The following is a 6104-nucleotide window of genomic DNA, read 5'->3' as shown; positions in this document are numbered from 1 at the left end:
TGGTGCCCGGAGCCGGAATCGAACCGGCACGGAGTTGCCTCCGAGGGATTTTAAGTCCCTTGCGTCTACCAGTTTCGCCATCCGGGCTAGCAGGTACTGAATACAGCTACTGAATAATGGAGGCCGAGGTCGGAATCGAACCGGCGTACACGGATTTGCAATCCGCTGCATGACCACTCTGCCACCCGGCCTCAAAGGGGGCTGCCGTGCTGTGAGCTTCTACAGCACAACATTAAAACTGGAGCGGGAAACGAGACTCGAACTCGCGACCCCGACCTTGGCAAGGTCGTGCTCTACCAACTGAGCTATTCCCGCACACATTTACAACACTTCTGACTTCAGTCGCGAGAACTCGCGAGGCAGCGTGCCCCGCCCCGACCTCGAAAGGTCGTGCTCTACCAACTGAGCTATTACTGCACACTTTTACAACGTTCCCAGCTCGTTGCTCTGGAACGGCGCCCATTCTATCCTGCTGCGCCGCTCTGTCAAGTCATTGATTCGGAAAAAGTTATTTGTCGCTATTTTGATCGGAATGCATGCTCATGTAGGGCCAGGCAGCCTTTAAATACAGGCACATGGACCACAATGTGAGTACGGCGGAGATCATCAGTAGTACATAACCCAAGATCACCCAGGGCGAGAATGTCGGCGGGTTGGCCAGCAGGACGATCAGCGCCACCATCTGCGCGGCAGTCTTGTACTTGCCCAGGTTGGACACTGCCACCTGGGCGCGTGCGCCGAGCTCCGACATCCACTCACGCAGTGCGGAAATGACGATCTCGCGACCGATGATGACCATCGCCGGCGCGGTGATCCAGAAGTTGGCGTGGGCCTGTACCAGCAGTATCAATGCTACTGCGACCATGAGCTTGTCGGCCACCGGATCCAGAAATGCGCCAAACGCGGTGCTCTGCTCCCACTTTCGCGCCAGATAGCCATCCAGCCAGTCAGTCAGACTCGCGAGGGTGAAGACCACCGCGGCAGCCAGATAGCTCCAATGGAAAGGCAGGTAGTACAGCAGGATGAAGATGGGGATCAGCGCGACCCGCAACAACGTCAGGATATTGGGAATATTCATAAACTCTCGGCGACCCTCTCTTGACTGTGCATTCTAGTCGCTATGCAGAGATGCATAAATCTGTTCCGCAAGTTTTTTGCTGATTCCCGGCACTTTGGCCATTTCTGCCGCGCTGGCGCGGCGCAATTCCTGCAGGCCGCCGAAGTGGCGCAGCAGTTCACGGCGGCGCTTGGGTCCGACGCCCTCGATACCTTCGAGCGGTGACGTATTACGTGCCTTGCCGCGGCGTGCCCGATGGCCAGTAATAGCGAAGCGGTGCGCCTCGTCACGGATATGCTGAATAAGGTGCAGCGCCGGTGAGTGGCCTGGCAGCACCAGCTCTACCTGGGGATCGTTGAGGTACAGTGTTTCCATGCCGGCCTTGCGTGTGACGCCCTTGGCCACGCCGAGTAGCGTGAGATCGTGTATGGCCAGTTCCTGCAGCACCTCCAGGGCCATCGACATCTGCCCTTTGCCGCCGTCGACCAGCAGGATGTCAGGCATCTTTCCCTCGCCTTCCTGAATCCGGCTGAACCGGCGCATGAGCGCCTGACGCATCGCGGCATAGTCGTCACCGGCGGTTACGCCCTCGATATTGAAGCGCCGATAATCGCTCTTGATCGGCCCCTGGGGGCCGAACACCACACAGGAAGCGACTGTTGCCTCGCCGCTGGAGTGACTGATGTCATAGCACTCCAGTCGCGTAGGCATCTCGTCCAGCTGCAGCGCTTCCTGCAGCGTCTCGAAGCGCACCTGCACATTCTGCCGGTTGGCCAGCATGCCGGTCAGCGCGAGGTCTGCGTTGTTCACTGCCATGGTCTGCCAGCGGCTGCGTGTGCCGCGCACACGGTGACTTATCGCGACGTTGTGACCACGCGCCTGGGCCAGGGCCTCGGCTATCACCGGTAAGTCCTCATGCACGTCGTTGACGATGATCTCGCCGGGCAATTCCCGCTCGGCACCGCCAAGATAATACTGCGGCAGGAAAGCCGCTAGAACTTCGCCCGGGCTCTGTTCGATTGGCACCCGCGGGAAATGATTCTTGCTGCCGAGCACCCTGCCCTGGCGCACCATGATCACATGTACGCAGGCACCACCTGGCGATACGGCGGCGGCGACAACATCGACGTTGCCCTGTTCGGTGTCCATGCTCTGCTGATCCTGCACGCGGCGCAGCATCGAAACCTGGTCGCGCAGCTCTGCGGCGCGCTCGAAATCAAGATCCTGGGCAGCCTGCTCCATGGCCCGGTTGAGTTCGTCGGTAAGCGCGTTGCTGCGGCCTTCCAGGAACATCACCGAGTGCCGTACGTCCTCGGCATACTCCTTTTCGTCTACCAGGCCAACACAGGGCGCCTTGCAGCGGTTGATCTGGTGCTGCAGGCACGGGCGGCTGCGATTGCGGTAATAGCTGTCTTCGCACTGGCGGACCTTGAAGGTCTTCTGCAGCAGGCTGAGGCTCTCGCGGATAGCCCCCGCGCTTGGATAGGGCCCGAAATAGCGGCCCTTGAGCTTCTTGGTGCCGCGGTGCAGGCCCAGCCGTGGGAAGCCGTCCTGGCTGGAGAGAAACACATAGGGGTACGACTTGTCATCGCGCAGCAGGATGTTGTACGGCGGTCGTGAGGCCTTGATCAGACTCTGCTCGAGCAACAGTGCTTCGGTCTCGTTGGCGGTGATAGTGGTATCGATCTGCTGGATACGCGCGACTAGCGCCGCGGTCTTGGGGCTCAGCCCGGTCTTGCGGAAATAGCTGGCCAGACGCTTCTTCAGGCTTTTTGCCTTGCCCACATAGAGTAATTCGCCTTTGGCATCGAACATGCGATAGACACCGGGCTTGTTACTTGCGGTGGCCAGAAAGGCGCTGGGGTCGAACTCGGTCGGCTGCATACTAACGGGGCATTGCGTCGATCATGCCGTGGCGTACTGCCAGCAGAGTGAGTTCAACGTCGCTGGTGATGCCGAGCTTCTCGAACAGCCGATAACGGTAGGTATTGACGGTTTTCGGGCTCAGACAGAGCTTGTCGGCGATGGCCAGCACCTTCTCGCAGCTGACAATCATGTAGGCGATCTGCATTTCCCGCTCTGACAGGCTGTCGAACGGCGATTCGCTGGCCGGTGCAAACGACTTCAGCGCAAGCTGCTGGGCTATTTCCGGGCTGATATAACGTTGTCCGCTGGCAACCTGACGGATGGCTGTGACCATTTCATCCAGCGCCGCGCCCTTGGTTACATAACCGGCTGCACCAGCTTGCATAAGACGCGTAGGAAAGGGTTCTTCGTGGCAGACAGTGACCGCGATAATACGCAGGTTCTTGTCATGCAGCAGCAGCTTGCGGGTGGCTTCCAGGCCGCCAATACCGGGCATGCGTACGTCCATCAGCACCACATCGGGCTTCAGTGCGCGAGCCTGGGTCACTGCGCTCTCACCGCAATTGGCCTCACCAACCACGCTCAGGCCGGGAACATCGCCGAGCATACGGCTGATGCCCATGCGTACCAGATCATGGTCGTCAACAACCAGTACCTTGATCAAACCCCACCCCTTTGTGCAATTGACGGTCGGCTTTTTTACCTGCCGGTTATCCGTCTCCAGGCAGCTGTGGCAGTGTTTTCCTGCCGCTGTTCAGTAGCCGCTACCATAGCAAATTGGTGCGCAGAGTGGAACGTTGATCACCCGGCCTGGCGGACCCGGAGCTGAGTCTTGAGCTCATCCAGGCATGCCGGATCATCAATGGTAGAGGGCACCGTGAAATCCTCACCGCTGGCTATCTGTCGCAGGATTCTGCGCAGGATCTTTCCTGATCGGGTCTTTGGAAGCCGCTGCACGATCAGGCTGTGCTGAAAGCACGCCAGGGCGCCGATTTCCTTGCGCACCATTGCAGTCAGTTCTCCGGCCAGTTGCTGCTGGTCGATCTGAACTCCATTCTTCAACACCACGAGCCCCAGGGGCAGCTCACCTTTGAGTTCGTCGGTGATACCGATTACTGCGCATTCGGCGACTGCCGGATGAGCGCCCAGTACCTCTTCCATCTCACCGGTGGAGAGCCGGTGCCCGGCCACGTTGATGATGTCATCGGTGCGACCCATCACGAACACATAGCCGTCCTGATCGACATACCCTGCGTCGCCGGATACGTAAAAACCCGGGAAGGCCTCCAGGTAGCCGGCCCGAAAGCGGTCCGGATTACCCCAGATGCCGGTAAGACAACCGGGTGGCAGCGGTAGCCGAATGGCGATATTGCCTTGCACGCCGGCCGCCACAGGCACACCTTCGTCATCGAGGATACTCAGCATGAATCCGGGCATGGGCCAGGTGGCCGAACCCATCTTCGGTTCCTGAAGTGCGTAGCCCACCGGATTCGCAGCAATCGCCCAGCCGGTTTCGGTCTGCCACCAGTGGTCGATGATCGGCCGGCTGAGATGTTCCTGCAGCCACGCCCAGGTAGGCGGATCCAGTCGTTCACCGGCCAGATACAGTCGCTCCAGCCGGCTCAGGTCGTACTGGCTGGCCAGCTCTGCGTGGGGATCTTCCTTGCGGATTGCGCGGAATGCAGTGGGTGCGGCGAAGAGCGCCTTGACGCCGTATTCGCTGCATATCCGCCAGAAACTGCCGGCGTCCGGGGTGCGTAACGGCTTGCCCTCATAGATAACGGTGGTACAGCCGGCCAGCAGCGGGCCGTAGACTATATAGGAATGCCCGACCACCCATCCGACGTCAGACGCCGCCCAGAACACGTCGCCGATACCGACGTCGTATACCGCTTCCATGCTGTAGCGCATGGCCACCGCGTGGCCACCATGGTCGCGTACCACCCCCTTCGGTTTGCCGGTTGTGCCGGAGGTGTAGAGGATGTACAGCGGATCGGTAGCGCAGACCGGTACCGCATCGGCGGGCTCGGCATTGGCCAGGGCCTGCCGCCAGTCCAGGTCCCGGTCAGCATACAGCTCGGCCTTGCACTCCGGCCGCTGCAGCACCACGCAGCACCGTACCGGATGCCGCGCATGCTCGATCGCCGCATCCACCAGCGGCTTGTAAGCGATGATCCGGTCCACTTCGATACCACACGAGGCGGTCAAAACTACGTCGGCTCTTGCATCATCAATCCGCATTGCCAGTTCAGGGGCGGCGAAACCACCGAACACAACGCAATGCACCGCTCCCAACCGTGCGCAGGCAAGCATCGCTATCACGGCCTCGGGAATCATCGGCATATAGATGATGACCCGGTCGCCCTGTGCTACACCCAGCCCGCGCAGCATGCCGGCGCACTGCGCCACGCGTCGGGTCAGATCGGCGTAGGTGATTGTCGCTTTGCTCGAGGTTACCGGTGAATCGTAGATGATCGCCGTCTGGTCACCGCGTCCGGCCTGCACGTGTGCATCCAGTGCCAGCCAGGCGGTATTCAGACGACCGTCCGGGAACCAGCGCTGATTGCCCTCTTCATCCTGCTTGAGAATACAGGTGGGCGCAGTGTGCCAGTCCAGTTTCGCCGCTTGCGCGGCCCAGAAAGCTTCGGGATTCTGGCTGGCCTGGACGTAGGCTTGCTGATAACTTTGTACGGACATGGCGACTATTCCTCCTGTTTGTCGCCAAGATTAGCCCATGAGTCGGTGAGGGGAACTAGACTTACGTCGGGTGGGCGAGCGCTTCCCGCCCGAGCACAATAGCCACACATGCAAGAGGGTTTTGCCCATGTCAGACTGCCCGTGACTAACCGCCCGTGACCAAAGACACATTCGCCGAAGCCGGTAAAACCGCGGTCATGCAGAACATTCATGGCACCATGACGTTCCTGCTTGGCTATCCGCCCTTCAACCAGATGGAAACCAACCATCTGGCCTATCTGGTAGAGCATTGCCAACTGCGGTTCTATGCCCAGGGTGAGACGATCATCAGTCCCCAGCAAGGAACTGTGCAGCATTTTTATATCGTCAAACAGGGTCTTGTTCGTGGAGAGCGTTTGCTCGCCGGCCAGGAGAAACCGGAAACCACGTTCGAGATCAGCATGGGCGAGTGTTTTCCCCTCGCCGCGTTGATCGGCGAGCGGGG

General features: G+C 59.9%; 5 protein-coding genes and 3 tRNA genes. 1 reads left to right on the top strand and 7 read right to left on the bottom strand.

Annotated features, from left to right (window positions below; all coding sequences use genetic code 11):
* The 7 genes from ABYA88_RS14890 to ABYA88_RS14860 all read right to left on the bottom strand — a co-directional run bounded on the left by ABYA88_RS14890 (position 1) and on the right by ABYA88_RS14860 (position 5620).
* Positions 1-87 (bottom strand) — tRNA-Leu (locus ABYA88_RS14890).
* Positions 88-117: 30 nt separating this feature from the next.
* Positions 118-191, bottom strand: a tRNA-Cys gene (locus ABYA88_RS14885).
* 48 nt (positions 192-239) lie between these two features.
* Positions 240-315: transfer RNA gene (locus ABYA88_RS14880), tRNA-Gly, on the bottom strand.
* Between the two features lie 193 nt (positions 316-508).
* Positions 509-1078 carry a CDP-diacylglycerol--glycerol-3-phosphate 3-phosphatidyltransferase gene (gene pgsA, locus ABYA88_RS14875; protein WP_373188176.1) on the bottom strand — a complete coding sequence of 190 codons (570 nt, stop codon included), beginning with the start codon at positions 1076-1078 and terminating at the stop codon, positions 509-511.
* 33 nt (positions 1079-1111) lie between these two features.
* Positions 1112-2941, bottom strand: a complete 1830-nt coding sequence (gene uvrC, locus ABYA88_RS14870; protein ID WP_373188175.1) for an excinuclease ABC subunit UvrC — start codon at positions 2939-2941, stop codon at positions 1112-1114.
* Position 2942: 1 nt separating this feature from the next.
* Positions 2943-3587 carry a UvrY/SirA/GacA family response regulator transcription factor gene (gene uvrY, locus ABYA88_RS14865; RefSeq protein WP_373188174.1) on the bottom strand — a complete coding sequence of 215 codons (645 nt, stop codon included), beginning with the start codon at positions 3585-3587 and terminating at the stop codon, positions 2943-2945.
* 137 nt (positions 3588-3724) lie between these two features.
* Positions 3725-5620, bottom strand: a complete 1896-nt coding sequence (locus ABYA88_RS14860; RefSeq protein ID WP_373188173.1) for a propionyl-CoA synthetase — start codon at positions 5618-5620, stop codon at positions 3725-3727.
* Between the two features lie 197 nt (positions 5621-5817).
* Between ABYA88_RS14860 and ABYA88_RS14855 the strand changes: the two genes are divergently transcribed.
* Positions 5818-6104: cyclic nucleotide-binding domain-containing protein (locus ABYA88_RS14855; protein WP_373188177.1), on the top strand; the 287-nt coding region annotated here is incomplete at its 3' end.

This window comes from Halopseudomonas sp. (assembly GCF_041579695.1).
Classification (GTDB): Bacteria; Pseudomonadota; Gammaproteobacteria; order Pseudomonadales; family Pseudomonadaceae; genus Halopseudomonas.
The sequence above is the reverse complement of the archived record's forward strand: the minus strand, read 5'-3'. Positions and strand labels throughout refer to the sequence as shown.

Bases quoted from the DNA above. Each gene is read 5' to 3' on its own strand.
- ABYA88_RS14860 (WP_373188173.1), bottom strand. From the start codon at position 5,620: ATGTCCGTACAAAGTTATCAGCAAGCCTACGTCCAGGCCAGCCAGAAT.
- uvrC (WP_373188175.1), bottom strand. From the start codon at position 2,941: ATGCAGCCGACCGAGTTCGACCCCAGCGCCTTTCTGGCCACCGCAAGT.
- pgsA (WP_373188176.1), bottom strand. From the start codon at position 1,078: ATGAATATTCCCAATATCCTGACGTTGTTGCGGGTCGCGCTGATCCCC.